Annotated in this window: 28 protein-coding genes; 9 read left to right on the top strand and 19 right to left on the bottom strand. The window is 40.6% G+C overall.

From position 1 onward, the window contains the following. Positions 1-14 precede the first annotated feature (14 nt). The 7 genes from pheT to thrS all read left to right on the top strand — a co-directional run bounded on the left by pheT (position 15) and on the right by thrS (position 11,780). Positions 15-2,441 (top strand): phenylalanine--tRNA ligase subunit beta, encoded by a 2,427-nt coding sequence (gene pheT / locus WC445_02535; GenBank protein MFA5128827.1) that lies wholly within the window; start codon positions 15-17, stop codon positions 2,439-2,441. Positions 2,442-2,477: 36 nt separating this feature from the next. Then, positions 2,478-2,759 (top strand): hypothetical protein, encoded by a 282-nt coding sequence (locus WC445_02530; GenBank protein MFA5128826.1) that lies wholly within the window; start codon positions 2,478-2,480, stop codon positions 2,757-2,759. Between the two features lie 106 nt (positions 2,760-2,865). Then, positions 2,866-3,528, top strand: coding sequence for a hypothetical protein (locus WC445_02525; protein ID MFA5128825.1), 663 nt, complete (start codon positions 2,866-2,868; stop codon positions 3,526-3,528). A 3-nt stretch (positions 3,529-3,531) separates the two neighbouring features. Continuing rightward, a complete protein-coding gene (locus WC445_02520) occupies positions 3,532-7,128 on the top strand; it encodes a DNA polymerase III subunit alpha (protein MFA5128824.1) in 3,597 nt (1,198 codons plus the stop codon). A gap of 97 nt (positions 7,129-7,225) precedes the next feature. Next, positions 7,226-8,680 (top strand): thrombospondin type 3 repeat-containing protein, encoded by a 1,455-nt coding sequence (locus tag WC445_02515; GenBank protein MFA5128823.1) that lies wholly within the window; start codon positions 7,226-7,228, stop codon positions 8,678-8,680. Between the two features lie 24 nt (positions 8,681-8,704). Further along, positions 8,705-9,886, top strand: a complete 1,182-nt coding sequence (locus tag WC445_02510; protein ID MFA5128822.1) for a hypothetical protein — start codon at positions 8,705-8,707, stop codon at positions 9,884-9,886. A gap of 127 nt (positions 9,887-10,013) precedes the next feature. After that, the gene (gene thrS, locus WC445_02505) at positions 10,014-11,780 is read left to right on the top strand and encodes a threonine--tRNA ligase (protein MFA5128821.1); all 1,767 of its coding nucleotides are present in this window, start codon (positions 10,014-10,016) and stop codon (positions 11,778-11,780) included. 46 nt (positions 11,781-11,826) lie between these two features. On the opposite strand, the gene WC445_02500 is transcribed toward thrS, so the two are convergent. The 3 genes from WC445_02500 to WC445_02490 form a co-directional block, all read right to left on the bottom strand. Beyond that, on the bottom strand, positions 11,827-13,206 hold the full coding sequence (locus WC445_02500; GenBank protein MFA5128820.1) for a protein phosphatase 2C domain-containing protein: 1,380 nt from the start codon (positions 13,204-13,206) through the stop codon (positions 11,827-11,829). A 143-nt stretch (positions 13,207-13,349) separates the two neighbouring features. Continuing rightward, on the bottom strand, positions 13,350-13,769 hold the full coding sequence (locus WC445_02495; protein MFA5128819.1) for a hypothetical protein: 420 nt from the start codon (positions 13,767-13,769) through the stop codon (positions 13,350-13,352). Positions 13,770-13,899: 130 nt separating this feature from the next. After that, positions 13,900-14,064 (bottom strand): hypothetical protein, encoded by a 165-nt coding sequence (locus tag WC445_02490; GenBank protein MFA5128818.1) that lies wholly within the window; start codon positions 14,062-14,064, stop codon positions 13,900-13,902. Between the two features lie 90 nt (positions 14,065-14,154). On the opposite strand from WC445_02490, the gene miaB reads away from it, so the two are divergent. Then, positions 14,155-15,432 carry a tRNA (N6-isopentenyl adenosine(37)-C2)-methylthiotransferase MiaB gene (miaB, locus tag WC445_02485; protein MFA5128817.1) on the top strand — a complete coding sequence of 426 codons (1,278 nt, stop codon included), beginning with the start codon at positions 14,155-14,157 and terminating at the stop codon, positions 15,430-15,432. Positions 15,433-15,461: 29 nt separating this feature from the next. Here the strand turns inward: miaB and WC445_02480 are convergent, their stop codons facing one another. Further along, positions 15,462-15,665, bottom strand: coding sequence for a hypothetical protein (locus WC445_02480; GenBank protein MFA5128816.1), 204 nt, complete (start codon positions 15,663-15,665; stop codon positions 15,462-15,464). 7 nt (positions 15,666-15,672) lie between these two features. Next, a complete protein-coding gene (locus WC445_02475) occupies positions 15,673-15,897 on the bottom strand; it encodes a hypothetical protein (GenBank protein ID MFA5128815.1) in 225 nt (74 codons plus the stop codon). A 46-nt stretch (positions 15,898-15,943) separates the two neighbouring features. Between WC445_02475 and miaA the strand changes: the two genes are divergently transcribed. After that, positions 15,944-16,876: a tRNA (adenosine(37)-N6)-dimethylallyltransferase MiaA gene (miaA, locus tag WC445_02470; GenBank protein MFA5128814.1), complete on the top strand. Its 933-nt coding sequence runs from the start codon at positions 15,944-15,946 to the stop codon at positions 16,874-16,876. A 406-nt stretch (positions 16,877-17,282) separates the two neighbouring features. Here miaA and gatB read toward each other — a convergent pair whose 3' ends face one another. The 14 genes from gatB to secE all read right to left on the bottom strand — a co-directional run bounded on the left by gatB (position 17,283) and on the right by secE (position 26,909). After that, positions 17,283-18,827 carry an Asp-tRNA(Asn)/Glu-tRNA(Gln) amidotransferase subunit GatB gene (gene gatB / locus WC445_02465; GenBank protein MFA5128813.1) on the bottom strand — a complete coding sequence of 515 codons (1,545 nt, stop codon included), beginning with the start codon at positions 18,825-18,827 and terminating at the stop codon, positions 17,283-17,285. Between the two features lie 30 nt (positions 18,828-18,857). Beyond that, positions 18,858-19,583 carry a glycerophosphoryl diester phosphodiesterase membrane domain-containing protein gene (locus WC445_02460; protein MFA5128812.1) on the bottom strand — a complete coding sequence of 242 codons (726 nt, stop codon included), beginning with the start codon at positions 19,581-19,583 and terminating at the stop codon, positions 18,858-18,860. Positions 19,584-19,619: 36 nt separating this feature from the next. Further along, the gene (locus WC445_02455; GenBank protein ID MFA5128811.1) at positions 19,620-20,342 is read right to left on the bottom strand and encodes a hypothetical protein; all 723 of its coding nucleotides are present in this window, start codon (positions 20,340-20,342) and stop codon (positions 19,620-19,622) included. Between the two features lie 4 nt (positions 20,343-20,346). Then, on the bottom strand, positions 20,347-20,928 hold the full coding sequence (locus WC445_02450; protein MFA5128810.1) for an AAA family ATPase: 582 nt from the start codon (positions 20,926-20,928) through the stop codon (positions 20,347-20,349). Between the two features lie 8 nt (positions 20,929-20,936). After that, positions 20,937-21,434 (bottom strand): dihydrofolate reductase, encoded by a 498-nt coding sequence (locus tag WC445_02445; protein MFA5128809.1) that lies wholly within the window; start codon positions 21,432-21,434, stop codon positions 20,937-20,939. 96 nt (positions 21,435-21,530) lie between these two features. Continuing rightward, positions 21,531-22,529 (bottom strand): thymidylate synthase, encoded by a 999-nt coding sequence (gene thyA / locus WC445_02440; GenBank protein ID MFA5128808.1) that lies wholly within the window; start codon positions 22,527-22,529, stop codon positions 21,531-21,533. 9 nt (positions 22,530-22,538) lie between these two features. Beyond that, the gene (locus WC445_02435) at positions 22,539-23,042 is read right to left on the bottom strand and encodes a GNAT family protein (GenBank protein MFA5128807.1); all 504 of its coding nucleotides are present in this window, start codon (positions 23,040-23,042) and stop codon (positions 22,539-22,541) included. Next, complete coding sequence (locus WC445_02430) at positions 23,039-23,587, bottom strand: hypothetical protein (GenBank protein ID MFA5128806.1); 549 nt, start codon at positions 23,585-23,587, stop codon at positions 23,039-23,041. Before WC445_02430 ends, WC445_02435 begins: the two co-directional genes overlap by 4 nt. 83 nt (positions 23,588-23,670) lie before the next feature. After that, positions 23,671-24,201, bottom strand: coding sequence for a deaminase (locus WC445_02425; GenBank protein ID MFA5128805.1), 531 nt, complete (start codon positions 24,199-24,201; stop codon positions 23,671-23,673). A gap of 140 nt (positions 24,202-24,341) precedes the next feature. Further along, positions 24,342-25,019: a 50S ribosomal protein L1 gene (rplA, locus tag WC445_02420; GenBank protein ID MFA5128804.1), complete on the bottom strand. Its 678-nt coding sequence runs from the start codon at positions 25,017-25,019 to the stop codon at positions 24,342-24,344. A gap of 139 nt (positions 25,020-25,158) precedes the next feature. After that, positions 25,159-25,593 carry a hypothetical protein gene (locus WC445_02415; GenBank protein MFA5128803.1) on the bottom strand — a complete coding sequence of 145 codons (435 nt, stop codon included), beginning with the start codon at positions 25,591-25,593 and terminating at the stop codon, positions 25,159-25,161. Positions 25,594-25,617: 24 nt separating this feature from the next. Beyond that, positions 25,618-26,040 carry a 50S ribosomal protein L11 gene (gene rplK / locus WC445_02410; GenBank protein ID MFA5128802.1) on the bottom strand — a complete coding sequence of 141 codons (423 nt, stop codon included), beginning with the start codon at positions 26,038-26,040 and terminating at the stop codon, positions 25,618-25,620. Positions 26,041-26,107: 67 nt separating this feature from the next. Further along, entirely contained in the window at positions 26,108-26,653 is a 546-nt protein-coding gene (gene nusG, locus WC445_02405) for a transcription termination/antitermination protein NusG (GenBank protein ID MFA5128801.1), read from the bottom strand. A 58-nt stretch (positions 26,654-26,711) separates the two neighbouring features. Next, entirely contained in the window at positions 26,712-26,909 is a 198-nt protein-coding gene (secE, locus tag WC445_02400) for a preprotein translocase subunit SecE (GenBank protein MFA5128800.1), read from the bottom strand. Positions 26,910-26,964: the final 55 nt, after the last annotated feature.

The following is a 26,964-nucleotide window of genomic DNA, read 5'->3' as shown; positions in this document are numbered from 1 at the left end:
AGTTGTTATAAGGTATGAAAATATCACTTAATTGGCTAAAAGATTTTGTAAATATTCCCAAAGGCGTCACGCCGGAAATTTTGGCGTCAAAATTGATGTTGACCACAACGGAAATTGAAGGAATAGAAAAGCGTGGTGAAGTTTTGGATAAATTAGTCGTGGGTTTTGTTAAAACTCGTGAAAAACATCCGAATGCCGACCGGCTTTCCGTGACGAAAGTTGATATTGGCAACGAAAAAATTTTAACAATTGTTTGCGGCGCGCCAAACGTCGCGGCCGGGCAAAAAGTCGTTGTCGCTCTGCCGGGCGTAACTTTGCCCAACGGCTTGATGCTCGAGCGGCGGGAAGTGCGCGGAATAATGTCGGAAGGAATGATTTGTTCTGAAGATGAAATAGGTTTGGGTTTGTCCCATTCAGGCATTTTGGTTTTAAATACTGCGGCTAAAGTCGGAACAAAAGTGAGCGAATTAATGCCCTTGAAAGATGTAATTTATGAAATTGATAATAAATCTCTTTCGCATCGCTCAGATCTTTGGGGGCATTATGGTTTGGCGCGGGAAGTCGCGGCAATTCTTGGGCAAAAATTTAAAGAATATAAAATAAAAAAATCTAAAGGTTTTTCTAAGCCGGCCGTAAAATTTGAAGTTAAGGTTTTGAATAAAAAATTATGTCCTCGATATCTCGGCGCGGTGGTGGAAAATATAAAAATCGGGCCGTCACCCACGTGGCTATCCGCCAGATTGGAATCGGTCGGCGTTCGTTCCATAAATAATATTGTTGATATTACAAATTATGTGATGTTGGAATTTGGCCAGCCGCTCCATGCTTTTGATTTTGATAAAATCGGCGATGCGAAACAAAAAACAATCGTGGTGCGCGAGGCAAAAGAGGGAGAGAACTTCGTGACGCTCGATGGCGCGCAAAGAAAACTTGATAAATCAATGCTTGTAATCGCGGATAATAAAAAAGCAATAGCCCTTGCCGGAGTGATGGGTGGACAAAATTCTGAGGTCAATGAAAAAACTTCAAAAATTATTTTGGAATCGGCGGATTTTTATTTTATCAGTGTCAGAAAAACTTCAATGAAACTCGGGCTTCGGACAGAGGCGTCGATTCGTTTTGAAAAAGGATTAGATCCGAATTTGGCAGAGTTGGGAATGGCGCGGGTACTCGAGCTTATTCTTAAAGTTATACCTGGGGCAAAAATCGGAAAAATTGTTGACGTAAAGAATTTTAAATTAAATCAGGGTCCGATAAAATTAAGTTTTGATTATTTGGATAAAAAAATCGGCGAGATCATACCGCCGGCAAAAGTAGTAAACATCTTGAAATCTTTGGGCTTTGGAGTAAAAAGGGTTGGAAAAGTTTTGAATGTTAAAATTCCCACTTGGCGAGCGACAAAAGACATTGCTATTGCCGACGATTTAGTTGAAGAAGTGGCGCGCGTTTATGGTTATGAAAATATTTCTGTAAAAATGCCGGAAGCAGCCGTGGCAGCGCCGGAAGAAAATCGCGCGCGAAAAGCGGAGCGAGTAGTAAAAAATATTTTGGCGAACGGGCTTCGGATGACTGAAGTCTATAATTATTCTTTTACTGAAGAAAAAGTTTTAAAAAAGTTTGGATTTAATCCGGCCGAGCATATTAGGTTAAAAAATTCTATTAATAAAAATTTGACACATCTGCGGCAGAGTTTGGTTCCTGGACTTGTCGGGAACATTTCGGCTAATCAGCATTTTGTTGATGAGGTGAAAATTTTTGAGCTCGGAAAAATTTTCTTTCGCGAATTAGGGGAATTAAAGAAAGATGGGAAAGGCGCCCTGCGCCTGCCGCAACAAGACGAATCTTTGGTCGGGATGATTTTGATGAAAAATAACGAGACACCATTTTATGATGCAAAGACCGCAGCCGCAGAAATTTTCGATACCCTGCATGTCGCTTATAAATTTGAGATTTGGCAAAAAGATGTTCCAATGTGGGCAAATGCCGCGAGAACCGTAAAAATCATGGCGGGCGGAAAAACCCTTGGCATCGTAACAGAACTCGCGCCGCAAGTGCAGCAGGCTTCGGGCGTGCGACATAGGGTTGGAATTTTTGGCATTAATTTTAAAGAACTGGTAAAATTATGTAAAGAAGAAGCAGCCTACGAACCAGTTCCAAAGTATCCGTCGATTGAGCTTGATCTGGCTATTTTGGTGTCCGGGAAAACGGTTTGGGATGATGTTTTAAAAAATATTTTTGAGACAGAAAACAGATTAGTAAAAGAAGTAAAACTTTTTGATGTTTATGAAGGCAGGGGAATGGAGCCAGGAAAAAAGAGCTTGGCTTTCAGAATTGTTTATCGTTCGGACGAGCGGACGTTGAAACTTGAAGAAGCGAAAAATATAGAACAGAAAATTATCAAAAAATTGGAGCAGCGGTTCGGCGCGAAATTAAGGAGTTAATTATATAATTTAAATAATTAATTTATAGGAGGAAATATGATAGAAACTAGTAAGGATCTTCTTTACGTAGTTCTTGCTTTTTCAGTTTTATGGCTGACGATTTTTCTTTCGTGGATGCTTTATTATGTTATAATGATGCTGCGGCAAGCCAATAAAGTAATCACGAGCTTTCGCGAAAAAATGGAAAAAATCAGCCAGACAGTGGAAAGGATAAAAGAAAAATTTGAAAATACTTCAGCGTATCTCGGGTTGATTGGTAAGGCGGTAGAAAAAATGGTTGAGTTTGTTGGTGAGCGAAAGAAAAAATCCCGGAAGTAGAAAAGATAAAGAATAGAAGACAAAGAATTTAAAGTCAAAATTCCTATTTAGTTTTTTTATAATGTAAGGGGGAATTTTGACTTTTGAGTTTTATAAATAAAATTTTATGTTGCGTTCTTCTGAAATTTCAGATGGCAAAGAAAAAATGGAATTAGAAACCCTACGATACGATTTTTGTGAGATGTTTGATATTGATAAAAGAGAATCAGCGTTGGAGTTATTCGGAAAAATTGTTGAAAAATATGAGTCCGAAGATCGTGCTTATCATAATCTTGAACACATTAAGAATTTTTTAGTTTTTTTAGAAAAATTTGAACAAAAAATAAAAGACGCGCGGGGTCTTAAATTAGCGGCATGGCTTCATGATGTTGTGTATGATACCAGAGCAAAGGATAATGAAGAACAAAGCGCTAAGTATGCGGAAGATTATCTCAAATCGTTAGGCGTCTCGGGAGAAATCACAAATCACGTAATAGCGTTGATCAGGGCGACTGCAAATCATAAATTGATCGGGGATGACCCAGATTCAGAAATTTTTTTGGATGGAGATTTGGCGATACTCGGGTCAAGTGATGACGAATATGACAGCTATGCTAAAAAAATTCGTCAAGAATACGCGTGGGTTCCGGATGATCAGTACAGAGAGGGCAGAAGAAAAATTTTAGAAAATTTTTTAAACACACCAAGAATATATTTTACGGAAGAAGCGGGAAAAGAGTTAGAACAACGGGCGAGGAAAAATTTAAAAAGAGAAATAGATAGTTTGTAATATATGTTTGTCCATCTCCACACTCACAGCCATTATAGCCTGCTCGATGGTTTGGCAAAATTAGATGATTTGATTGCCAAGGCCAAGGCGGACAATATGCCGGCGCTTGCCCTTACCGATCACGGAGTGATGTATGGCGTGGTTGAATTTTATCAAAAATGCCGAGCGGCGGGGATCAAACCTATTTTGGGAGTGGAGGCGTATCTCGCGCGTAATGGCCGACAAAATAAACGGGCAAGAATTGACGAGCGGCCGTATCACCTCGTACTTCTCGCGAAAAATAATATAGGCTATCAAAACTTGATCAAAATAACCACCATCGCTCACTTGGAAGGTTTTTATTATAAACCGAGAATTGATTGGGAAGTTTTGGAAAAATATCATGAAGGATTGATCGCGCTTTCCGCTTGTATTCAGGGAGAAGTTCCGGCATCGGTTTTAAACGGCGATTTAGAAAAAACTAAAGAATTAATTTTAAAATATCAAAATCTCTTTGGTCCGGAAAATTTTTTCTTAGAGCTGCAACATCATCCGTCAAGCCAGGAGCAGGGGATTATAAATCGCGAATTAATAAATTTTTCTAAAAAATTAGGCGTGCCGCTTGTCGCGACAAACGATATTCATTATTTAAACTCGGAAGATGCCGAAGCGCAGGATGTTTTACTTTGTCTTCAAACCAAAAGAAAGATCAGCGAGAAAGACAGAATGTGCATGCTGGGCGAAGATTATTCAATGAGACCGTCGGAACAGATGGAGAATGATTTTAAAGATGTGCCGGAAGCGATTTCTAACACTGTAAAAATTGCCGAGATGTGCAACGTGGAATTGGAACTTGGAAAAATAATGTTGCCGTATTTTGAAGTTCCGGACGGGAAAACGGCGAATGTTTATCTTCGGGAATTATGCGAAAAGGGATTAGAAAAAAGATATGGCATTATAAAGGTTGATGGAGAATATAAAGTGAAAGATGGGGTTGGAAATGTAGATGCAGGAAAAGTTATGGAACGATTAAATTATGAATTATCGGTGATTGATAAAACCGGTTTTGCTTCGTATTTTTTGATTGTTCAAGATTTTGTTAATTGGGCGAAATCGAGCGGCATTGTCGTCGGTCCGGGCCGCGGTAGCGCAGCCGGCTCGATTGTTTCATATTTAACAAATATTACAAATATTGATCCATTGACTTATAATTTGCTTTTTGAAAGATTTTTAAATCCGGAAAGAATCAGCATGCCTGATATTGATTTAGATTTTACCGACACTCGCCGAGGCGAGGTAATTCAATACGTAGAAGGAAAATATGGACGCGATCACGTGGCTCAAATTATAACTTTTGGAACCATGGCTGCGCGCGCGGCGATTCGCGACGTGGGGCGCGTGCTTGATTTTCCTTACAGTTTTTGTGATCAGGTGGCAAAGTTGATTCCGATGATGTTCACCCTGGATGAAGCCCTGAAAAATATTTTAGAATTTAAGGAATTATACGATAAAGACGAAGGAGCAAAAAAATTAATCGACACGGCAAGAAAATTGGAAGGAGTGGCGCGCCATGCTTCAACTCACGCCTGTGGTGTTGTGATTACCAAAAATCCGCTTGATTATCACACGCCATTGCAATTTGCTTCAAGCGGCGACCAAACCATAGTTTCGCAATATTCCCTGCATCCGATTGAGGATTTAGGTTTACTAAAAATGGACTTCTTGGGTTTGAAAAATTTAACGATTTTAGAAAATACACTGGGGATTGTTGAAAAAATTCATGGGCAAAAAATTAACATAGAATCAATTCCGCTCCAAGATGAAAAAACATTCGCGCTTTTGAGAAAAGGGGATACAACCGGCGTTTTTCAACTTGAATCTTCGGGGATGAAAAGGTATTTGCGTGAATTGAAGCCGACAATTTTTGAAGATATTATTGCCATGGTCGCGCTTTATCGGCCAGGGCCGATGGACTGGATTCCGAGTTTTATTGCCGGGAAAAATTCCAACAAAAAAATAAAATATCTTCATCCGAAACTAGAGCCTATTCTCTCAACAACTCATGGCATCGCCGTTTATCAGGAACAGATTTTGCAGATTGCCCGCGATTTGGCCGGTTTCACTTTGGGTGAAGCGGATATTTTGCGTAAAGCCGTCGGTAAAAAAATCGCCAAACTTTTGGGCGAGCAAAAAGAAAAATTTATTAATGGTTGTATAAAAAATAATATTAGTAAAGAAACAGCGGAAAATGTTTTCGCTTTTATCGAACCTTTTGCTGGTTATGGATTCAACCGGTCGCACGCCGCCTGCTACGCGAGAATCGCTTACGAAACGGCGTATTTCAAAGCAAACTATCCGACCGAATTTATGGCCTCGCTTTTAACCTCAGACCAAGGTGACATTGAACGTATTGCCGTTTTAGTTGAAGAATGCAAACAAATGAAGATTGAAGTTTTGCCGCCGGATATTAATGAAAGCTTTTCCACTTTTACGGTCGTGGCCGCATCATTAGCCGAAGGCCAGCCGCGTATCCGCTTTGGGCTTTTGGCTGTTAAAAATGTCGGGGAAAATATTGTTAAAATAATTATTCACGAAAGAAAAGCGAACGGGGCGTATAAAAATTTAGAAGATTTTTTAACAAGAGTTCAGACAAAAGATTTAAATAAAAAATCCTTGGAAAGTTTGATAAAATGCGGGGCGCTTGATCGTTTTGGTGAAAGAAACCAGATGCTTCATAATTCGGATAGATTGCTCGATTTTACGAAAGATTTGGGCCGCGAGGCTGCAAGCCAACAGACCAGTTTGTTTGGCATTATGGCCACAACGTCGGGCGTTCCGACACTTCGCCTCGAGCCGGCTCCTGACGCGACAAAAGAAGAAAAACTTTCTTGGGAAAAAGAACACATTGGCCTTTACATTAGCGAGCATCCTTTAACGGAGTTTGCCGGAAGTCTTCGGGAAATTGCCGTGCCGTGTTCCAGACTGTGCCAGTGTCCGCCCAATACAAAAATAAAAATCGCAGGAGTGATTAATGAGGTAAAAAAAGTTATTACGCGAAGCGGCGAACCAATGCTTTTTGCTAAAATTGAAGATGTTGGAGGCTCGACCGAACTTTTAGTTTTCCCTAAAACTTTAAAAAACATGAATGACATTTTCCAATCGGGCCGAATAATTCTCGCGAGTGGCAGATTGTCCGATAAGGACGGGGAAATGAAATTGATTTGTGAAGACGTGAAAGAAATTAATAAGGATAACATTGAAAAAATAGTAAAAAGCGCGGGTCAGACAAATGGAAAATTTTATCATTCATCTTCATTTGCGGAAGGAAATGACGCGCCAAAAATTCAAAATAGTGGTTCCTCACCGATAGACACCTCTTCGTCTGAAATTTTACCTAAAGCCGTGTGTATCAGGATAAATTCATTAGGAGTGGAAACAACGCAGAAATTAAAAGACGTTTTTTTTCGTTTCAAGGGCGACCACAAAGTTTTGTTATCGGTTTTAAGTCCTGATGGCCGGAAAAAAATTCAAACCGATTATGCTGTTCTTCCAAGCGACGAATGCCGCGAGGCGCTGGAAGGAGTGATTGGCAAGGGAAATGTGCAAATTTTAAATGGTTAATGGATTTTGCCCAAAATTCTATTTTCCTGTATAATTAAGTAACGTGTTAAACTAATATTTGCTCCAGAAAGGAGCTTAATATATATAATTTAAAAATATGAAAAATTTCCTCACGAAAAGCGTTTTTTTAGGGGTTATTATTTGTGTTATCGCGTTTCTTCCTAAGGGCGTTGGAGCGCAAACGCTGAATTACGATATGGGGATCAGCTCGAATGACATTTTTTTCTCAGAATCAAATTTAATCGCGGGTCAGACAATTACTCTTTACGCCGCCATCAAGAACTATGGTAAGTATGATATTCCCGGATATGCTTCTTTTTATACTGGGTCTCAGTTGATAGGTTCCTCACAGGTTGTTTCAATACGGGCTTATGGAGTCAGTGACGAGGTCTTTGTAAATTTTGTCGTACCCGAAGGTAGTTTTAACATCAGAGTTGATATTACTAGAGTTAATAAAGAGAATCAACCAATAGCAGATGAAAATCCGGCCAATGATTCTGCCCTGACGGGAATGTTTCATCCGGAAAAGGATACTGATGGAGACGGAGTAATTGATAAAAATGATAATTGTCCAAATTTAGCAAATTTTGACCAAGCTGATTTTGATGGCGATAAAGTCGGTAATGCTTGCGACGCGGATGACGATAACGATGGCTTAACAGATGTTAAAGAGCAGGAGATTGGCACCAATCCGCTTGATCCAGATACTGACGATGACGGAATTTTAGATGGCCAAGATAATTGTCCAAAAACCGTTAATTCAAATCAAGCCGATAAAGATCATGACGGAGTCGGCGACGTTTGTGATTCGGTGGATAACAGTACGCCACCTCCAAGTTCAGGCGGTTCTTCGTCTCCGGCTGATACTGACGGGGACGGTGTTCCCGATGGTCGTGATAATTGTAAAAAGATAGCGAATGCTTCTCAGGCGGATTTTGATAAAGATGGAATTGGTGACGCCTGTGACAGCGATGATGATAATGACGGGGTGAGCGACGTTGATGAGGCCAAGATTGGCACAGATCCTAAAAATCCAGATACTGATCAGGATGGCACAAAAGATGGAGATGACGCTGCGCCATTGAATCAGGATGAAAGCGCTACGTCTGGAGACGAGGATGAAAATGCGTTTGAGACAAATCAGGCGGGAAGCGATAATTTGTCGGAGCAGAGCGCGGATTTGGAAAATATTTTTGTTGATTCTGTTAAATTAAGTTGGAATACTTTTATTTTTAAAGTCAGGGATAATTCCGGTGAGCAGAATTTAAGTTATAACTGGGATTTGGGAGACAGTAAAGCCGCGGCTGGCAGTGAGGTGCAACACTCGTACGGAAAGTCAGGGACTTATCTTGTAATTTTAAATGTTACTGATGGTGAGAATAATACTGTGAAAAAAGTCCCAACCACCGTGCGCGTCAGTTTCTTGTCGGCAAAAAATCCGTATTTATCTTTTCCAATAGGAATTTTATTTGGGTTAACGATTCTTTTTGGAACCAGAAGATGGCTCAAAAAGAAAAATGAGTTGAATGAGATAGACGGAGAAATTAAATAGATTAAAATATTTTAAGGAGGTAATATGGCAAAAAGTAAAACATCGCGGAAACACGAAGCGCCAGTTAGTTTTTATCGGAGAATCGCTTTTATTTTTGTGGCCCTGACAAGTATTTTGGTAATTCTCGCGGCGTATTTTGTTTTGAGTAGAGCGGAAATCGCGGTGACTGTTGCCAAAGAGCCGGTTAGCGCAGATTTTATCGCGGATTTGAAAGAAGTCGCTATCCAAAATCCGGCCGAACCATCAGTTGCCGTGCCGGGTGCCGCTACCATTTCAGGAAAAGTGAAGGAAGCTAATGTTTCGGGTAGTCAGGAATATCCAACTACTGGAATAAAAAAAGTCCAAGGGGATGTCGGTGGAACCGTTACAATTTTTAATAATTACAACAAAGATCAGCCTCTTGTGGCTACGACGCGTCTTTTATCTCCGGAAGGAATTTTGTATCGTTTAAAAAATAGAGTTAGCGTTCCAGCCGGGGGTAAAGTAGAGAATGTGGAAGTTTATGCCGATACTCCCTCGGAGGCTGCTGCGAAACTCGGGCCCACAAAATTTATTATTCCGGGACTTTGGGAGGGGCTGCAGGATAAAATTTATGCTCAGAGCTTTTCCCCAATGCATGGTGGAGAACATGAAGAGCGGTTTGTTGCACAAGCTGATTTAGATAATGCCTATAACGATTTGACTCAAACTCTTTCAACGCAAGTGATGGAGGGTTTAAAAGAGGAAATGCCTTCGGCCGGAGAAATCTTTGGTAAAGTAGTGATAAAAGAAATTTCCGAAAAACGCAGCGATCTTAAGGCGGGTGCGACAGGCGATAAGTTTACCATTAATTTGAAAATGAAAGTCGTAGGAGTAGCTTTTTATGAGCGAGATTTAGAGAGTTTGGCGCGGCAAGAATTGGGAGCCAAAGTTCCGGCTGATAAAGAATTGACAAGTGTTGATTATAATGGTATGACTTTCTTAGTGGAAAAATATAATGTTACGAGCGGCGAAGCTAATATTATGGTTCATCTTTCAGGAGAAATGTCTCTAAAGTCAGACAGCTCGATTTTTGACAAAGATAAATTTATCGGACTTTCGAAAGAAAAAATAATTCAATATTTATCCATTTATCCGGAGATTGAGCGCATTACCATAAAATTTTCACCTTTTTGGGTGAAAAAAGTTCCGCAGATAAAGAATAATGTGAGTATTATTGTTAAATAAAGGGCTTCGCCCTTTGTTATCTGCGCTCGCTCGGAAATGAAAGCAACTTCATTTCTCTCACTCGTTTGATAATAATAAAATTTATATTTATAGAATCTTTGTAAACAGAGGAGACAAAGTTTTATTTATGAATAAAGAAAAATTAGAAATAATGCGTCATTCCGCGGCTCATATTTTGGCAGCCGCTGTTTTGGAGTTGTATCCAACCGCGAAATTTGGCGTGGGACCGGTTGTGGAAAATGGATTTTATTATGATTTTGAGTTGGGAAAAAATTTAACCACAGCTGATTTGCCAAAAATTGAAAGTAAGATGAGAGAAATTATAAAAAGAAGTTTACCTTTTGAAAAGCAAGAGATGTCTCGCGCTGAAGCAATAAAACTTTTTGAACAATTTAAACAGACTTACAAATTAGAATTATTGCGCGAGGGCACAGTGGGCGAAGAAGGAAAAATGGAATCGCTCGGCGAACGCGTGACGATTTATAAAACTGGAAAATTTACTGATCTTTGTCGCGGGCCACACATCGCGACTACAAAAGCGATTGGCGCGTTTAAGTTGACGACTGTCGCCGGCGCGTATTGGCGCGGTGACGAAAATAAACCAATGCTTCAGAGAATTTATGGCGTAGCTTTTGAAACACAAAAAGAATTGGATGAATATTTAAAAATGGTTGAAGAAGCTGAGGCGCGGGATCATCGTAAAATCGGAGAAGAGTTGGATTTATTTCACATTGACGAAGACGTTGGTGCTGGATTGCCTCTCTGGCATCCGAAGGGAGCGCTTTTGCGGCAGTTAATTGAGGATTATTGGATAGAAAAACATTACAAAAACGGTTACGAACTTGTTCGTACTCCGCACATTGGGCATTTAAGGCTCTGGGAAACTTCGGGACACTGGGGGTTTTATCGCGAAAATATGTATTCGCCGATTGAAATAGAGGGAGAAAAATATCTCTTGAAGCCGATGAATTGCCCATTCCATATAAAAATTTATAAATCGCGGATGAGGAGTTATCGCGACCTTCCTTTGCGTTGGGCAGAGCTAGGGACGGTTTATCGATATGAGCGTTCGGGCACTTTGCATGGCTTGACTCGTGTCCGCGGTTTCACTCAGGATGATGCCCATATCATTTGTCGTCATGATCAATTTGAAAAAGAGCTAGAGTTAGTTTTGAAATTTGCCAAAGAAATACTTGGTAGTTTTGGTTTTAAAGATTACAAAATTTATCTTTCCTTGCGTGATCCGAAGGATACAAAAAAATATGTTGGAGAAAATAAGGTTTGGGATTTTGCTGAAAAAACTTTACAAAAGGTTTTAGATAAAATTAAGTTTAAATATCAAATAGACATTGGCGAAGCAAAATTTTATGGGCCGGCCGTAGATATTAAAATTTGCGATGCCTTGGGTCGAGAGTGGCAGTGTTCAACCCTGCAGCTTGACTTGAATCTCCCGGCGCGTTTTAAAATGGAATTTGTTAATCAGCAAGGACAGAAAGAAACGCCGATAATGTTGCATCGAACTCTTCTGGGATCGTTGGAACGCTTTATAGCTGTTTTAATTGAACATTATGCCGGCGCCTTTCCGACATGGCTTGCTCCCGTGCAAGTCGCAATTATCCCTGTTGGCAAGCGCCACGTGAAACCGTCGGCAAAACTCGCGAAAACTCTTCGTGAAGAGGGGATTAGAGTTCATCTTGATGATGTTAATGAAACGGTTGGATACAAGATTAGAAAAGCGGAAAAACAAAAAGCACCGTATATGCTCGTGATCGGTGATAAAGAAATGGGCGGCAAGAAATTAAATGTCCGTGTTCGCGGTAAACAAAAAACCGTGGCGATGACGGTGAATAAATTTATTGAAAAGGTGAAAACGGAAATTAAAAAAAGAAAATAAGTAGATCAAAAAAGACCCGCCAAGTTAGGCGGGTCTTTTAATATATTTATGCTACCCTGGATTTTATTTGCTCGATATCTTCCTGGTCTCGCGCCTTAAGTTGTCTTTCTCTTCCTTCTCGAGTTTGGCGAAGTTTTGTGGTAGTTTCTCGTACGATCGCAATGTCTCCTTTATGTCCGGCTAAGTCGCGCTCTGCTTTAAGAATTTCCGTCTCGGTCGTGTAAAGAGCATCCTCAACACCTCTTGCTCCGCCCAGACCCATAATTTCTTCAACTCTTTTTTTGCTGGTAATCGGCTTAAGGCCTTTTTCTATGGTTTTAGCCACGGTCAATAAATTCTTAAGATATTTTGCCATCTCTTGAAGTTTTCTTAAATCATCCTCAATTTTTGCCGCTTGTTCCGGGGAAAGGGCAGGTTCTTCAACCGCTTCGGCGGCTTCAACAATTTCCGGAGTTTCCATAACCAGCGCAGTCATATCATCTTCCTTAGATCTTAAAACTTTTCCGGCAACACGTTTTCTGGCGGCTTTAACTAGCCGCGCGGAAATTTCTTCGGGCGTTCCGCCTTTAATTATTTCTGCTCGGATTTCCTTATCAGTCAAATTATCATGAATACCATCGGAAGTAACAATTGCTAGGTCGCCGGGTTCAAGGTGTTCAATACCTGTTTGGAATTCGCTTCCGCTAAGTCCAAGGGCGCTCTTTACACCTCTTCTCAAATCTTTGTAAAGAAAGGCTACCGTGTTGCCTCTTTCTGGTCCGAACTTTTGAATTATTTCTTCTTTACTAGTTGCCTGATCAATAAAATCAGCTTCTTCTTGGGTAATATATTTATTTTGAACAGACTCTTCAAGGGCTCCCTGGTCTTTTGTTAATTTTTTTAATTCTTCACCTTTTTTCAAAACATAAATTCTACTGTCGCCAGTATGGCCAAACACCAAGTCAGCGCCGCCGTCTGGCCGCTCAATCATTTTTACGATAGAAGCTGTTGTTCCGGCAGGGGATTTTCCTTTTTCTATAATTAATTCCTGAATTTTATCTTGAGGTTTATCTCTATAAGTTGCTTCAATAAATGGATCATCCAGTTGTTCAAAAAATAGTTGGTTGCCTAATTTTATAACTTCTTCCTGAGTTTTTTCCAGGGCTCGTTTGATAGCCGTTTCCCATTTTTTCGCATCAGCTCCTTCGGGAACTTTAGATAGTTCTTCAAAAGAGATTTTAGCCGCCAATTCGCTAGCCTGTTTTCCGTCTAAGCCACCGCCCATGCCATCAAAAATGCCAGCTAATTCTTGTGCTGGGTCAACAAAGGCGGCATCCTCGTTACGATCGGGATGATTTTTTGAGGCTTCGGAAGTTAGTGCAATATGAGTCGCAATTTTTTCTGTTTCTGGTCCGGAAATTTTTTCTGCCGTTGGAATTCGTGGCATATAAATTGATCAAGAATTATTCTTTAATTTTAACATAAAATTATAGCGTATTTGAAGAGAATAGTCAATCCTCGCAAATCGCGGGGATAAGATAATAAGATAAAAAGAGGACCGAAGCGGTTCTTGGCGTCGGTCCTATGCGCCTACGAGATTATCTCAATCTCGGGTGTGTCCTTCTTGCCCTCCTTGATAGCCGTGAATGACTTCTGCTCCTTGCCAGCTGCCAAGGTGATTTCTAGCGTATGCTCCTTGAGGAGATTCACACTTCCCCCTTTAGGGCCGCGGAATTCGATCCCCACGTAGCGGACATTGTCCGGATCGCCAGTGAAGCTCGTCCTGCCGGAGCTTCGTCCTACGAAGATCTTTTCTCCGTTATTTACAACGAAGAGAAACCTCGCGTATTTTCTCAGCCACTCATCTAGCCCGCCGGGGAGTTCGTTACCGCTGGTAGTCAGCTTGAGGTAAAGGTTACCATTCATGTACTCGAGGTCAAGCCTCGTGATTCGGTCTAGGAATTGCCGATGGAGTCGACCATCGGCGAAGATGCTTACTACCTTGCCCATGGTTACCCTCCTTTCGGAATTCCTCGTACTTCTTCCAGGGAACCCCTCACCTTACAATGATATCATAAATTTGTCAAGAGTAAAAAGACAGCCCTGGTTGGACTGTCTAGTTTTTTGTATTCTGATATTTTTATTTTTCTTCGGGGTTTTTTGGTTTTCGCGATCTTTTAAGAGATTCGGCAGCGGCCTCAATGTCCTTTAAACATTCCGGACAAGTAGCTTCTTTATTGCCATGTCGGCAATCGCCGGGCTCAATGCGGCGCGGCTCTTCATAACCTCTTTTGAATTCTGACATAAAATTATAATATAAAAATGGATTAATATCAATATTTTAGCAAAAAAAGTGGGGTTTGTCAATAATCAATGATTTTGTTAAAGTATTGCTATGGGAAAAAATAAATATCACATTATTGCTTACGGCTGTCAGATGAATAAATCCGATTCGGAACGAGTGGCGGCTGTGCTTGAAAAGATTGGTTATAAGCCTGCTAGAAGCGAAAAGCAGGCTGATTTGGCCGTGCTCGTAGCATGTTCTGTTCGTCAGGCGGCAGTGGATCGCTTATACGGCCGGGCGAGGGAATTAAGTAAAATAAAAAATGTTAATCCCAATTTTAAAACAATTTTAACCGGCTGTATTTTGCCGCGGGACAAGAAAAAATTTATTGATAAATTTGATTTAGTTTTGGATTTAAAACAAATTATTGATTTAGAAAAGTTTAAAAATTATTGCCAAAGTTGGCACGAGCATTATTTTAAAATTGAGCCAAGATACTCAACAAAATTTTCTGCGTTTGTTCCGATCATGACCGGCTGTAATAATTTTTGTTCATATTGCGCCGTGCCATACGTCCGAGGCAGGGAAGTGAGTCGGCCTGTCGTTGAGGTGGTGGCGGAAATAAAAAATTTAGCAAAAAGGGGATGTCTTGAAATAACTCTTTTAGGGCAAAACGTAAATGCCTATTGGCCGGATGATACTAAAAATTTTTCCAAAAAAAATCCATATAAACATCCTTTTGCCGCATTACTCTGGGAGGTAAATCAAATAAGAGGAATTAAACGAATCTTTTTTACCGCGCCACATCCGCGCGATATGACAAATGAAGTTATTGACGCCCTGACTTTGCCCAAAATGGTAAATTATCTTCATCTGCCGCTTCAGGCCGGGGATGATAAAGTTTTAAAACAGATGAATCGCAGTTATACTACTGCAGATTATTTAAAACTCGTCGCAAAAATAAATAAAAAAAGGCTAGGCATCGCGCTTGGCACAGACATTATTGTCGGTTTTCCCGGTGAAACAAAAAAATCGTTTCAAAACACGGTGGAACTTTATAAAAAAGCAGATTTTGATATTGCGTATCTCGCGATATATTCGCCGCGAGAGGGAACAGCGGCCGCGAAGTTTAAGGACGATGTGCCGCGCGCCGAAAAAAAACGGCGGCGGGATGTTTTACAGAATTTGATGGAGAAAATTGTTTTTGAAAAAAATCAGAAATATGTCGGGAAAGTCGTGTCGGTATTAGTAGATGAATATAAAAACGGAAAGTGCATTGGAAATTCTTTAGAAATGAAAAGAGTGAGATTCAACGGCAAGAAGAATATGATTGGAAAAATTTTTAATGTTAAAATAAAAAAAGCGTTTGAATGGATTTTGGAAGGATAAAAAATGGCCCGTTTGAGGTGGAGCCTTACCTATTCTTTTTTCCAAGCGTCACGAACCACACCGATGGCTTTTGCGAAGAGGCAAACCACCGCGATAATCGTAACGATGACGATGAACGCTCGTTCGGCGAGCGCGAGATTGGGAACGGTCGCCATTCCTCCGGCACCAGCGAGAAAAATCAGCGCGAGCAAGAGGTAGCCAATCCCGCCGGCCACACCCTTGAGTTTTTTCATGACCTTGTTACTCCCTTGGCGAATCTTTCATGCAGGGCGGCGGCTTGCAAATGAACAAAACGGCCATTACCAGACATGCGATAGAAAAGCCACCGAACACCACGAAGTAGGCGAGTGGCGGTGGAGAGCTGAAGGATGGTCCGTCCCCGTAGCTGTCCGCAGCCCAGGCAAATGTCAATGCCAGTAAGCCGAATAATGTTGCGGCGACTATGCGGATAGTCTTCTTGGTCATTATTTTTCCTCCTTTGCTGCCTTTAAGTTAATATAAAAAAGATAATATGTCAATATCTAAACCCCGCCTAAAGGCGGGACTCCAGTTGCCAAAACTGATAGTAATTTTGGGTCCGACGGCGTCGGGAAAGACGGGCTTGTCTTTGAAATTGGCGAAAAAATTTAAGGGAGAAATTGTAAATGCCGATTCAAGGCAGATTTACCAAGGAATGAATGTTGGGACAGGAAAGGTGATTGATAAAAAAGGCGTGGAACATTATTTGCTTGATGTGTTAAAGCCTGACGAAGAATTTACTTTGGCGGATTATAAGAAGAAGGCGCTTGCGGCGATTAAAGATATTTTGAAGCGCGGCAAGGTGCCGTTTTTAGTTGGGGGAACCGGATTATATATTCAATCTATTGTTGATAATTTGGAAATTCCGGCGGTGCCGCCAAATAAAAAATTGCGAGCACAATTTGAAAAAGAAATTAAAAAACCCGGCGCTATCGCGAAATGGTATAAAAAATTATTAAAACTTGATCCTGGCGCGGCCGAGGCAGTGGACGCCAATAATCCGCGGAGAATAATTCGCGCCCTTGAAGTATGTCTTGCGACTGGCAAACAATTTTCCAAATTGCGAGAAAAGGGTGAGCCGCTATTTGATGTTTTACAAATTGGAATAAATGTTCCGCGGCAAAAACTTTATGAAAACATTGACCGGCGGGTGGAGAAAATGATAAAAGACGGTTTGGTTAACGAAACAAAAAAATTATTAAAAAAATATAATCCAAATCTTCCGTCCATGAGCGGGATTGGATATAAGGAAATTGGCGAATACTTATTGGGCAAACAAGATCTCGTAGAAGCAGCTCAAAAAATAAAATATAGGACGCATGCGTATGCCAGGCGGCAGATGACTTGGTTTCGCCGTGATAAAAGAATTAAGTGGATAAAAAATTATAAAGAAATAGAAGAAAAAATAAAAAAGTGGATTAAATAAAATTAAGGGCGTGGTGCTTAAAGCAAAACGCCCTTTTTGGTCTCATGTGTTTTATTCTACTTGGGACTTGCCCCACGTCTTTCCAGTTCCTCCTTTCCGCGTCGCATCCTCCGGATGCCTTCTGCCACCAGATTGCCGACGACTTCCGGCGGCTGGTTTCGACTGAGCAAAATGTCCAGGTCGATCACCAGCATGCCGAATTTTCCCCGGCAACAGGCGCATTTGGCCCAGGGCTTCTTGTGGATGCACTCTGGGACGTCACCTTCCTCTCCAACGCGCGCCTCTTCAGCATGTCGAGTCATGGCGTTCCTCCTTTCTTTGCCATGGGCTCGGACCCTCCGCGGAAATCGCGGAGAGGATAGCAAGACCAAAAACTGCCCAGGAAATTTGAGCAGTTTTTGATTTTCTATCCGAGTTTCTTTTTAATAATTTCTTCGGCGATTTTAGGATTAGCTTTGCCTTGGGTTTTTTTCATTACTTGGCCGATGAAGAATTGGAGCAGGGCGGTTTTTCCTTGTTTGTATTCTACAGTTTCTTCGGGGTGGTCGGTGAGAAGTTCGTCAATTATTTTTTCTATCTCGCCAGCGTCGCTTATCTGGCCGAGATTTTTACTTTCCATAATCTGCGAAGGATCTCCGCCTGTTAGCATCATTTCTTCAAGAATTTTCAGTGCTGTCGGCCCGGAAATTTTATTTTGATAAATCATGGTGATAAACTCGGCAAAATTTTCCGGAGTGATTTTTAGGCGGCGTATATCAATTTTATTATCAGCCATTAATCCGCAGAGTTTATTTATGAGCCATCCGGCGACAAGACGGACAAGTTTGTGTTTATTTTTTTCCCAGATTTCTTCCTCTGTTCCTTCAATCCCTTCTAGTGAAAGGAGCCATGCTTGCAGTTCGGAAATGATATTTTCCGCGTAGTTAGCGAGTTTTTTGTCTTCAATCAAAATTTTTGTTTCTTCGTCAGTAAATTCGTATTGAGACACAAATCTTATTTTTTTAGCGCGAGGCAGTTCAGGAAGTTTGCTTTTAACTTTTTCTTCTAGTTTACTCAAATCAAGCGGAGGCAAGTCTGGTTCGGGGAAATAGCGATAATCGTTTTCAGCTTCTTTCGTGCGTTGGTCTATAGTTATTTGTTTTACATCGTTCCAGCCGCGAGTTGTGGTAATGGTCGGCGGTTTTCCTTTTTCCCAAAGTTCGGTTTGCCTTTTGATTTCGTATTCCAGCGCGCGTTCAACCGCTCGGAAAGAATTTAAATTTTTAATTTCGGTTTTTGCGTTAAGTTTTACTAATTTTTTTTCTTTGGTTGGGTCGTCAAGAACTTCTCGGAGAGAAATATTAGCATCGCAGCGGAGATGACCTTTTTCCATATCCGCGTCGGAAATTCCAAGATAGCGGGCGATAAGCCGCAATTCCTGCATGAAAATTTTTGCTTCAAGGGGCGAGGCAATGTCCGGCTCGGTGACAATTTCCAGAAGTGGCGTGCCAGAACGGTTATAGTCAACAAGACTATTTTTTCCATCTTCGCTATGGAATGTTTTTGCGGCATCTTCTTCGAGATGAACACGGTTTATTTTTATCTTCGCCCAAGGCCGTTGTTTTTTTTCATCTTTGGTCGGAATATCAATTTCCAAAAAACCGTCCAAGCATACAGGTTTGTCATATTGGGAAATTTGGTAACCCTTTGGCAGATCGGGATAAAAATATTGTTTGCGGTCAAACTTTGAAGATTTTTGAATTTTACAATTTAAAGCCAGGGCCATAAGTCCGGCCCACTCCAACGCCTGCTCGTTGATGACGGGGAGCGTGCCAGGATGACCCATGCAAATAGGGCAGACGGTTGTGTTCGGCGGCTGATCTTCGCCGGTATTGTCGCAACCGCAGAACATTTTTGATTTTGTTTTTAATTGGACATGAATTTCAAGTCCAATGACCGGGACCAGATGCATAAAATTCAGATCAGATTGCTTCGCAATTTATTATTGCGGCAGAGCCGCGCTTTTTTTAACAGAGTTATAGAGGATAAATCCCAATGCGTAAAATAATGGGGCAGCAAAAACAGGAATAACATTGGCAATAATCATTGACCACCATGTTGAAGTTGCGGTGAAGCTTGCGCCTGGCTGGCCGACGGCAAAATCAATTATATAAACGGGAATAAGAATGACGATGAGAAGAATTATGCCGTAGACAAAATTTGGAGCAATCCAGCGCCAGAGAATCGGCCAAAATTTCCCTTTTACCAATTGGCGGCTGGCGGAAAGAGCTTCAGTTCCTTTTTTATTTTCCAGCACTAAGATGTAAAGACTGAAAGAAAACCAGACGGAAAAAATTATGCCAGGGATGATTAAAAGGAGCGTGCCAAAGCCGACCGCGAGGGAAACCAAAATGGAGATGATAATTCCGGAAAAAGTTTTTGAATAACTTAAATTATAAATATTTTTTAGATTAACTGGTTCTTTTTTGAGAACAGCATCCATTGCCAGAATTAAAGCAATCATAATTAAAACACTCAGCATCCACGAGGCAAGCGAAAGAAGAAAGTTTGTCGCCATGAAAACCACGGGGTTTGAAATGAAGTAGGGCAACAAAGATAAAATGACGGAAGGAATAAGGAGCCAGGCAATAATTTTCGCGAAAAGGGCGAAATTATTTTTGTAAAGTGCCCAGCTTTCGCGTATTAGATCGGCGACTTTGATAAGCATAGTTTTTGGCGGATTTTAAGAAAAATTCGCGATTAATTATATTTTTTTTAAAAAATTTTCCCAAATATCGGTAGTTTCCTTTATTGTATCATAAACGGTTTTATCTGTCTTTAAATAAACAAATTCACTGCTGTGTTTTTCCATAAGCTTTCGAAACCACGGCGCGGCAAATCTTTCGGCGATTTTTTCCAAAAAGGGGAGTTTTTCAAAAATTGAATAATCTTTTTTATCCCGTTCAGTAATCCGCTTCACGGCTTCTTTCGGATCAACAAGAGCGATGATAATTAAATCCGGCCGGTATTCGAGCGCTAATTTGTTTCCGGGCAATTCTAAAATTTTTTCAAGTTCCAGGAATTCTTTTTGGATTGGTTGGTAAATTATGGAAGTTGTGACGCCGCGTTCCTGAAAAATTATTTTTCCTTGTTCCAGCGCTGGAAGAATTACGCGGCGGTATAAAATTTCGCGGTCAAGAGAAAAAGCTTCAGCCGTAGTCCAGGCTGAATATTGTCGGTTGTTTTCACGGACAATTTCTTCGCGGATTGCCTGGCCGACCATGGAATAAGTCGGTTCGGCGGAAATTATTACGTCGTATTCGGCAATTTCTTCCGGCTCCGGAAAAGTGTGTTTTATTTTCCAATAATCTTTTAAATCCAAAATTTTCAATTTTTTATTTTCAGCCCAAGCAGCCAGAGATTTAATAATCGCCGCCTTGCCGGAGCCATCAATGCCATCGACCAAAACGAAGGCGCCCTTTTTCATATTTTTAAAAATTATTTATTTCTTCCAAAATTTTTTCTGCTTGGGTTCGAAGTTCGTCCAACGTTCCAATATTTATAATTGTGTAATCGGCCATGGCGATTGGTCCTCCCTTTTCTATATTTTCAATTTCCGCGTAGTCGCGGGCTTTTGCAGATTCTGGAGTGGAGGAGCGATATTTTAATTTTGGATCATCGCCGTGTCGCCCGGCTCGATTTGCTAATCTCTCACATCTTAATTTTGGCGGCGCGTAAACCGCGATGACAATTAAATTTTCTTTGTATTTATCTTTTAAAATTTTATATTCAGACCAGCTATAAAGTCCGTCGCCAACAACATTGCCAATTTTTAATGCCTCATCAAATTTTGGAATATTCAAAGTGGCAAATGCTCCCGGACCGTATTGTTTTCGGAGCTCTTCGCGGATTGGCCTTTCATTTTCTTCTGTCGGTGCGAGGCCGCGTTTTTTAACTTCGTCTAAAGTGATTTGGCCAAAACGGATGTATTGGTAGCCGTGTTTGATGAGTTCGTCGGCCACCTCGCTTTTTCCCGCGCCGGGCATCCCGACTATAGCGACAAATTTATTCATTTTAAAAATTATCTCGTTAATTCAATAAATTTATATTTCAATCCGTTATATTCTTGCGGTTCGGATTCACTTGTGATTTTGAATGCAGAATAATCCGGAAAATAAGTGTCGGCTTCCGCAAGCTCATCGTCCACGATAGTCAAATAAAGTTTTTCAACATGCGGCAACATTTGCGCATAAATTGAAGCGCCGCCGATTACGAAAACTTCTTTTTGCTTGGTGGGAAATTTTTCTTCTTCCGCCTTCGCGCGCTCTAAGGCTTCTTCTGGCGAAGAAACAATAATACATCCCGGCGCAGAAAAATTTTTATTTTTGGTTATAACAATATTTACGCGTTTCGGAAGGGGACGGCCGAGCGAGACAAAAGTATTGCCGCCCATAATTATTGTGTGGCCGGAAGTGATTTTTTTAAAATGTTCCAGGTCGGGCGGAAGATTCCAGAGCAATTTATTTTTAAAACCGATCGCGCGGTTTTTGTTTGTGACAGCGATGGCTGAGATAGTCATAGATTAAATATATTTTCCTCTCCTTTCCAAGGAGGGGCTGGGGTGGTTTTGAAATCCGCACCATCCCTAACCCCTCCTCAAAGAGGAGGGGAATTTTTAGAACCCGCCGATGTTGGCGATTTCCGCTTTAATTGCCGGATGAGATTCGTAATTTTGCAATTCAAAATCTTCAAATTTAAAATCATCAATATTTTTTATTTCAGGATTCAGTTTCATTGTCGGCCACGGTTTTGGTTCACGGCTTATTTGTTCTTTGACTTGATCAAAATGATTGGAATAAATATGCACGTCGCCAAAAGTGTGAACAAATTCGCCGGGTTTTAATCCGGTAATTTGCGCGACCATCAAAAGCAGGAGAGCGTAACTTGTGATATTAAACGGGACGCCCAAAAAAACATCAGCGCTTCGTTGGTATAATCCTAAGTTCAAAACGCCGTCGCCCGTGACCTGGAATTGATACATCGTGTGGCAAAAAGGCGGGACTTCATTAGCGTTGCCTTTTGAAGCCATGGCATAAATAAAATCCGGATTCCAGGCGGAAACAACATAAGATTTTCTAAATGGTTTTTCTTTCAAACCTTGAATGCACCAGCCGAGTTGATCAATCTCGCGACCGTCCGAGGCCGGCCAGCGTCGCCACATTTTTCCGTAAACACAAATCAGGTCGCCCCATTTTTTTACAAATTCATCGTCCGCCGGCAGTTCTTTAATTTTTTTTATAAAATTTTCCTGGGTCAAATCTTCCTCGGGTTTATTTTGCAAACAATATTTATGATATCTTTTCCAAGCCCATTCATCCCAAATATGCACGTCTTTGTCCACGAGCGGTTTAACATTTGTGCTGCCGGATAAAAACCAAATTAATTCTTCAATGATTCCGCGGAAAAAAACTTTCTTTGTCGTCAGAATCGGAAAACCCTTTCTCAAATCAAAACGGATTTGCCGGCCAAAAACAGAACGGATATAAGGTGGCTCTTCGCCTTTCTTTTTATATTCCTCCAAAACCTCCGGAGTAAAAAATAATTTTTTATCCGAACCGTGATCCAAAATATCTTGGAGCAAATCTAAATATTGGTATTCGGGGTGTTTTTCCATAGAGTTAGATTATTTTTTTCTGTTAAAAATTGCCATGGATAAAAAATCATGATATTTGCTTTTATAAAAAATTTCGTCTTTCATCTCGCCCTCAACAACAAAGCCCAAAGATTTATATATTTTAACCGCATGGCGATTGTCTTTAACAACACCTAAGTTGATTTTATGAAGTTTTAATTTTTTGAATCCGTAATCAGTCAACCATTTTATGGCGATATTTCCAATTCCTTTGCCGCGATAGTCATCTTCGCCAATAGCAATAAATAGATCTGCGTTTTTATTTGACTTGCTAATATGTGATAATCCCATAAAGCCTATTGGCTTAGAATCATCACAAATAGTAAAGAATTTTTTGTTTTTATCTTTCAGATAATTAGAAAACCACTCTTTTTCTTTTTTCAGATTTGTCTTTTGCCCCATTTCATCGCCAATAAACTTGTTTACCTCGGGATTATTTAACCATTTTACACGGTAGGGGATGTCTTTTCGTAAGTGTTTTCTAATTTTTATCATACTTGCATTTCTTTACCGCCGGTCGCGACTCGACCGCCTTGCCATTGTCCGCGATATTGATTACCTTCACCCAGCACTTCGTGGAAAGTAATGTGGACAACTCGCGCGCCGAAAGAAATTTTAATATTTGATTTTCCGAGATTGCAAAGTCCAAAAGTCAGTTCGCCTTGATAGCCTGGCTGGACAATGCCGTTAAAAAGACCCAATCCAGAGCGGAAAAGAGTTGTGCGCGGAAAAATAATTCCGGAGACAGTGACCGGCAAATTTACTTTTTCCATTGTTTTTACTAAATAATATTTTCCCGGTTCAAAAACAAAATAATTTTCGCTCTCCGGTTTTCCTTCTTCATTTTTTGCCACAAGTTTAATGGTCGGCGTGTTGCGTTCTTCCACACCCAAAAATCCGTCGCCTTCCAATTCGTAAATTTCTCCGAGCCGCAAATCAAAACCGGCGCCTTCGGGATTATTTTTTTCCCGGTCGCATAAATTTTCTACTAAATTTATTTCTTTAACTAATTCGTGTAGTTTTTTTATTCCAAGAATCATATGATTTGTCATTCCCGCGAAAGCGGGAATCCAGATTACTGGATCCCCGATCAGGTCGGGGATGACATTGATAAAAATCGTATTTATACAGTAAAATCAATGTTGCAATAAACCGGCCCGTCGTATTTTCTAATTATAATCCCGCGTTTGTCGGCCAACTCCTGCGCTTCGTTTTCTTCTTCTTTTCCTTCGCCGCCAGTTTTTATCCGTTCATATTTTTCAAAATAAACGATTTCTTTTATACCGACGTTGTTAAATGCCTTCATGCAGTCGTAGCAAGGGTAAAGCGCGGTATAAACCGTCGCGCCGTTTAATCTTCTTGTATCCTGCGCGTTGATAATGCTGTTTATTTCAGCGTGCGCCCCGCGGCAGCGCTTTAATTTTCCAGTGACCGGATCGCCGTCAACTTTGGCGCAGCCGACTTCGATACAATGGTCGTCGCCAGCAGTCGGACCGTTATAGCCGACCGAGACAATTCTTTTGTTATTATCAACCAAGACGACTCCGGCGGTATGAAATTTGCAGGCGGTGCGTTGTGCCAAGATCAGCGCCATATTCATAAAAGTTTCATCCCAAGATAAACGATTTTTTCTAGGATTTTGTAAATTTCCCATATGGATTTTATATGTTAGTTAGCCCTTACATTTTAGCAAAATGAAAAAGAATAGGCAATTAAAATTTTAGGAATAAAATGGCATCTAAAAACAAACTAAAAACACCCCGGTTTAGAGGGTGTTTTTTAAATAAATTTTGATTAGACACTGAGTTTTATTCCCGGACCCATTGTAGTACAAAGCACCGCGGTTTGAATGTAAACGCCTTTGGCCGCGGCGGGTTTTGCTTTTTTCACCGCTTCAACAAAAGCAGTTAAATTTTCCAAAAGCTTTTCTTTATCGTAAGAAACTTTGCCGAGCAATTGATGGATATTTCCGCCGTCATCATTTTTGAAGTTGATTTTGCCCTTTTTTAATTCACCAATAATTTTTTTGATATTTGGGTTAACGGTTTCTGTTTTTGGATTTGGCATCAAACCTTTTGGACCCAAAATTTTCGCGATTTGCGCCAATTTAGCCATCATGGTCGGAGTGGCCACGGCGATTTCAAAATTAGCTCTTTCTGAAGATTTAATTTCTTTAATTAAATCTTCGCCACCGACAATTTCCGCTCCGGCCTCTTTTGCTTCTTTTTCCAAAGCCGGTTCAACGAAAGCCGCGATTTTTTTGGTCTTACCGATTCCGTGCGGCAAAACTAAAGTGCCGCGCACTAACTGGTCGCCCTTTTTAGGATCAATGCCGAGTTTGATGTGGACTTCCACACCGGCATCAAATTTTTCTTTAGGGCCATTTTTAATTAAGTCCAGGGCCTCAGCGAGAGAATAACTCTTTTTGGGGTCAATAGATTTTTTTGCCTCCTGGTAACGTTTTCCGCGCATAAGTTTTTGGTGGTAATAACGTCCGCCCTTGGCGGACTCCCACGAAATTATTTTTTTAATTAAACTTTTTATTATTGTCGAGGATAGCGAGAGGAAAGAGCGCTTGCGCTTTTCCCGAGCGTCGCAGACAACATGGAGCCTATGACTCCATCTTTTCTTTTGCCTCTTTAGTTTCTTTGCTAATCATTTTCCAGTGCCAAATAAATAGGGGAATGGCAACAACGAGCATGGAGATATCCCGAACGGCATTTTTTTGTTTTCTCGCATTTCGGAGATTATTTTGATCCTGCCAATTTTTGTAATCGGCAAGCCAAGTTTGAATTTGTTGTTTTTCCTCGGCAGTCATATCGCATTTTTCCGCGCAGCGTTCTGCTGTTTCTCCCATTTTTATTTCAGCTGTCATGTAATACGGAGCGGGCATTGACCAGTCATCAGCTTTATCAGCGTTTTTAAAAACCCAAGTTCTAAGTCCGAGATTCGCGAGATCAACCGTTCCCCAAACAATCATCATCAAGGAAATCAGGGCAATAAGGTAGAAATAGACAGTTCGAATTGAGCTAAATTTGAAAGCCATAGTCAAAATTTAAATTTAAATTTTTTAAACTACTTCCAATCCCATTTGTCTTGCCGTGCCTTCAATAATTCTCATCGCCGCTTCAATATCATTCGCGTTTAAGTCCGGCATTTTTTTCTCGGCGATTTCCCGAATCTGGGCTTTTGTCACTTTTCCAACTTTTTCCTGAAGCGGTTTTCCCGAACCCTTTTCAATTCCAGCAGCTTTTTTTAAAAGTTCAGCTGCCGGCGGGGTTTTTAGAATGAAGGTGTAGGTGCGATCTTCAAAAACCGTGATTTCCGCGGGAATAACATCACCAGCCATTTTAGCAGTCGCGGCGTTGAACTTCGTGCAGAATTCAGCAATATTCAAACCGTGTTGACCAAGTGCCGGGCCGATTGGCGGCGCTGGATTTGCTTTGCCAGCTTCGATTTGTAATTTTATAATTGTTTTAATTTTTTTTGCCATACTTTTTAAGTTGGATTGTTAAGAGCTAAACTAGAAGCCTTTAGCAATTTAACAATGCACTTTTATTTTATATTTTTTTAACTTGTAAGAAATCCAATTCCACCGGAGTTTCGCGGCCGAACATACTTACCAGTACTTTAACTTTTCCGCGAGCTTCGTCAATGGCGGAAATTTTTCCTTCAAAACCTTTGAACGGTCCGTCATTGATTTTAACCGGCGCGCCAACCGTAACATCAATTTTATATTGCGGTTCTTCTTCGCCCATTCTTTTTTGCAAAACTTTTATCTCAGCTTCAGAAAGGGGAGTGGGGATTGTGCCCGTGCCGATAAAGCCGGTAACGTTCGGAGTATTTCTGACTACATACCACGAATCGTCGGTGACAAGCATTTCCACCAAAACATAACCGGGAAAGATTTTTTCAATGACCGTTCGGCGCTTGCCGTTTTTTATTTTTATCTTTTTCTCGGTAGGAATCAAGACATTAAAAATCTTGTCCTGCATTGCCATGGATTCAATTCTTTGTTTTAAATTATGGGCGACGTTTTCTTCGTATCCGGAATAAGTGTGAATCGCATACCAGAGTCGACCTCTTTGAGCTATTTGTTTAGGCATATATTCCTTCGCTCCGCTCAGTCAAATTAAAAGTTAAAAATTTATGTTTTCAAATTTATTATAAATATTTTTCCAGGATCCGGGTGAAGAGAAAATCAAGAGCTCCTAAAAAAATGGCCACGCCCAAACTTATGCCAATCACAACCAGAGTATGGTTTATGGTTTCACGCTTTGTTGGCCAGACAACTTTCTTTAATTCTCTGTAAGAATCGCGAAAGTAATTTGTTAATTTGTTGCTGGGAATGGAGACTTGCATATTTTTATGTATTTTAAACGATTTTTAGCGAAATTTATGGTATTTAAAACAGCCC

Source organism: Patescibacteria group bacterium (assembly GCA_041650995.1).
In the GTDB taxonomy this organism is placed as follows: domain Bacteria; phylum Patescibacteriota; class Patescibacteriia; order XYB2-FULL-38-15; family XYB2-FULL-38-15; genus JAHIRI01.
This window is presented reverse-complemented; position numbering and strand designations above follow the sequence as displayed.

Bases quoted from the DNA above. Each gene is read 5' to 3' on its own strand.
- WC445_02425 (MFA5128805.1), bottom strand. From the start codon at position 24,201: ATGGGAAATTTACAAAATCCTAGAAAAAATCGTTTATCTTGGGATGAA.
- WC445_02415 (MFA5128803.1), bottom strand. From the start codon at position 25,593: ATGGCTTTCAAATTTAGCTCAATTCGAACTGTCTATTTCTACCTTATT.
- gatB (MFA5128813.1), bottom strand. From the start codon at position 18,827: ATGCATCTGGTCCCGGTCATTGGACTTGAAATTCATGTCCAATTAAAA.
- WC445_02460 (MFA5128812.1), bottom strand. From the start codon at position 19,583: ATGCTTATCAAAGTCGCCGATCTAATACGCGAAAGCTGGGCACTTTAC.
- WC445_02450 (MFA5128810.1), bottom strand. From the start codon at position 20,928: ATGAATAAATTTGTCGCTATAGTCGGGATGCCCGGCGCGGGAAAAAGC.
- WC445_02495 (MFA5128819.1), bottom strand. From the start codon at position 13,769: ATGGGCAAGGTAGTAAGCATCTTCGCCGATGGTCGACTCCATCGGCAA.
- WC445_02515 (MFA5128823.1), top strand. From the start codon at position 7,226: ATGAAAAATTTCCTCACGAAAAGCGTTTTTTTAGGGGTTATTATTTGT.
- nusG (MFA5128801.1), bottom strand. From the start codon at position 26,653: ATGCCTAAACAAATAGCTCAAAGAGGTCGACTCTGGTATGCGATTCAC.
- WC445_02435 (MFA5128807.1), bottom strand. From the start codon at position 23,042: ATGATAAAAATTAGAAAACACTTACGAAAAGACATCCCCTACCGTGTA.
- rplK (MFA5128802.1), bottom strand. From the start codon at position 26,040: ATGGCAAAAAAAATTAAAACAATTATAAAATTACAAATCGAAGCTGGC.
- WC445_02520 (MFA5128824.1), top strand. From the start codon at position 3,532: ATGTTTGTCCATCTCCACACTCACAGCCATTATAGCCTGCTCGATGGT.
- WC445_02490 (MFA5128818.1), bottom strand. From the start codon at position 14,064: ATGTCAGAATTCAAAAGAGGTTATGAAGAGCCGCGCCGCATTGAGCCC.
- WC445_02455 (MFA5128811.1), bottom strand. From the start codon at position 20,342: ATGAAAAAGGGCGCCTTCGTTTTGGTCGATGGCATTGATGGCTCCGGC.
- rplA (MFA5128804.1), bottom strand. From the start codon at position 25,019: ATGCGCGGAAAACGTTACCAGGAGGCAAAAAAATCTATTGACCCCAAA.
- WC445_02510 (MFA5128822.1), top strand. From the start codon at position 8,705: ATGGCAAAAAGTAAAACATCGCGGAAACACGAAGCGCCAGTTAGTTTT.
- secE (MFA5128800.1), bottom strand. From the start codon at position 26,909: ATGCAAGTCTCCATTCCCAGCAACAAATTAACAAATTACTTTCGCGAT.
- WC445_02430 (MFA5128806.1), bottom strand. From the start codon at position 23,587: ATGATTCTTGGAATAAAAAAACTACACGAATTAGTTAAAGAAATAAAT.
- thyA (MFA5128808.1), bottom strand. From the start codon at position 22,529: ATGGAAAAACACCCCGAATACCAATATTTAGATTTGCTCCAAGATATT.
- WC445_02530 (MFA5128826.1), top strand. From the start codon at position 2,478: ATGATAGAAACTAGTAAGGATCTTCTTTACGTAGTTCTTGCTTTTTCA.
- WC445_02525 (MFA5128825.1), top strand. From the start codon at position 2,866: ATGTTGCGTTCTTCTGAAATTTCAGATGGCAAAGAAAAAATGGAATTA.
- WC445_02445 (MFA5128809.1), bottom strand. From the start codon at position 21,434: ATGACTATCTCAGCCATCGCTGTCACAAACAAAAACCGCGCGATCGGT.
- WC445_02475 (MFA5128815.1), bottom strand. From the start codon at position 15,897: ATGACCAAGAAGACTATCCGCATAGTCGCCGCAACATTATTCGGCTTA.
- WC445_02480 (MFA5128816.1), bottom strand. From the start codon at position 15,665: ATGAAAAAACTCAAGGGTGTGGCCGGCGGGATTGGCTACCTCTTGCTC.
- miaB (MFA5128817.1), top strand. From the start codon at position 14,155: ATGGGAAAAAATAAATATCACATTATTGCTTACGGCTGTCAGATGAAT.
- WC445_02500 (MFA5128820.1), bottom strand. From the start codon at position 13,206: ATGCCACGAATTCCAACGGCAGAAAAAATTTCCGGACCAGAAACAGAA.
- miaA (MFA5128814.1), top strand. From the start codon at position 15,944: ATGTCAATATCTAAACCCCGCCTAAAGGCGGGACTCCAGTTGCCAAAA.
- thrS (MFA5128821.1), top strand. From the start codon at position 10,014: ATGAATAAAGAAAAATTAGAAATAATGCGTCATTCCGCGGCTCATATT.
- pheT (MFA5128827.1), top strand. From the start codon at position 15: ATGAAAATATCACTTAATTGGCTAAAAGATTTTGTAAATATTCCCAAA.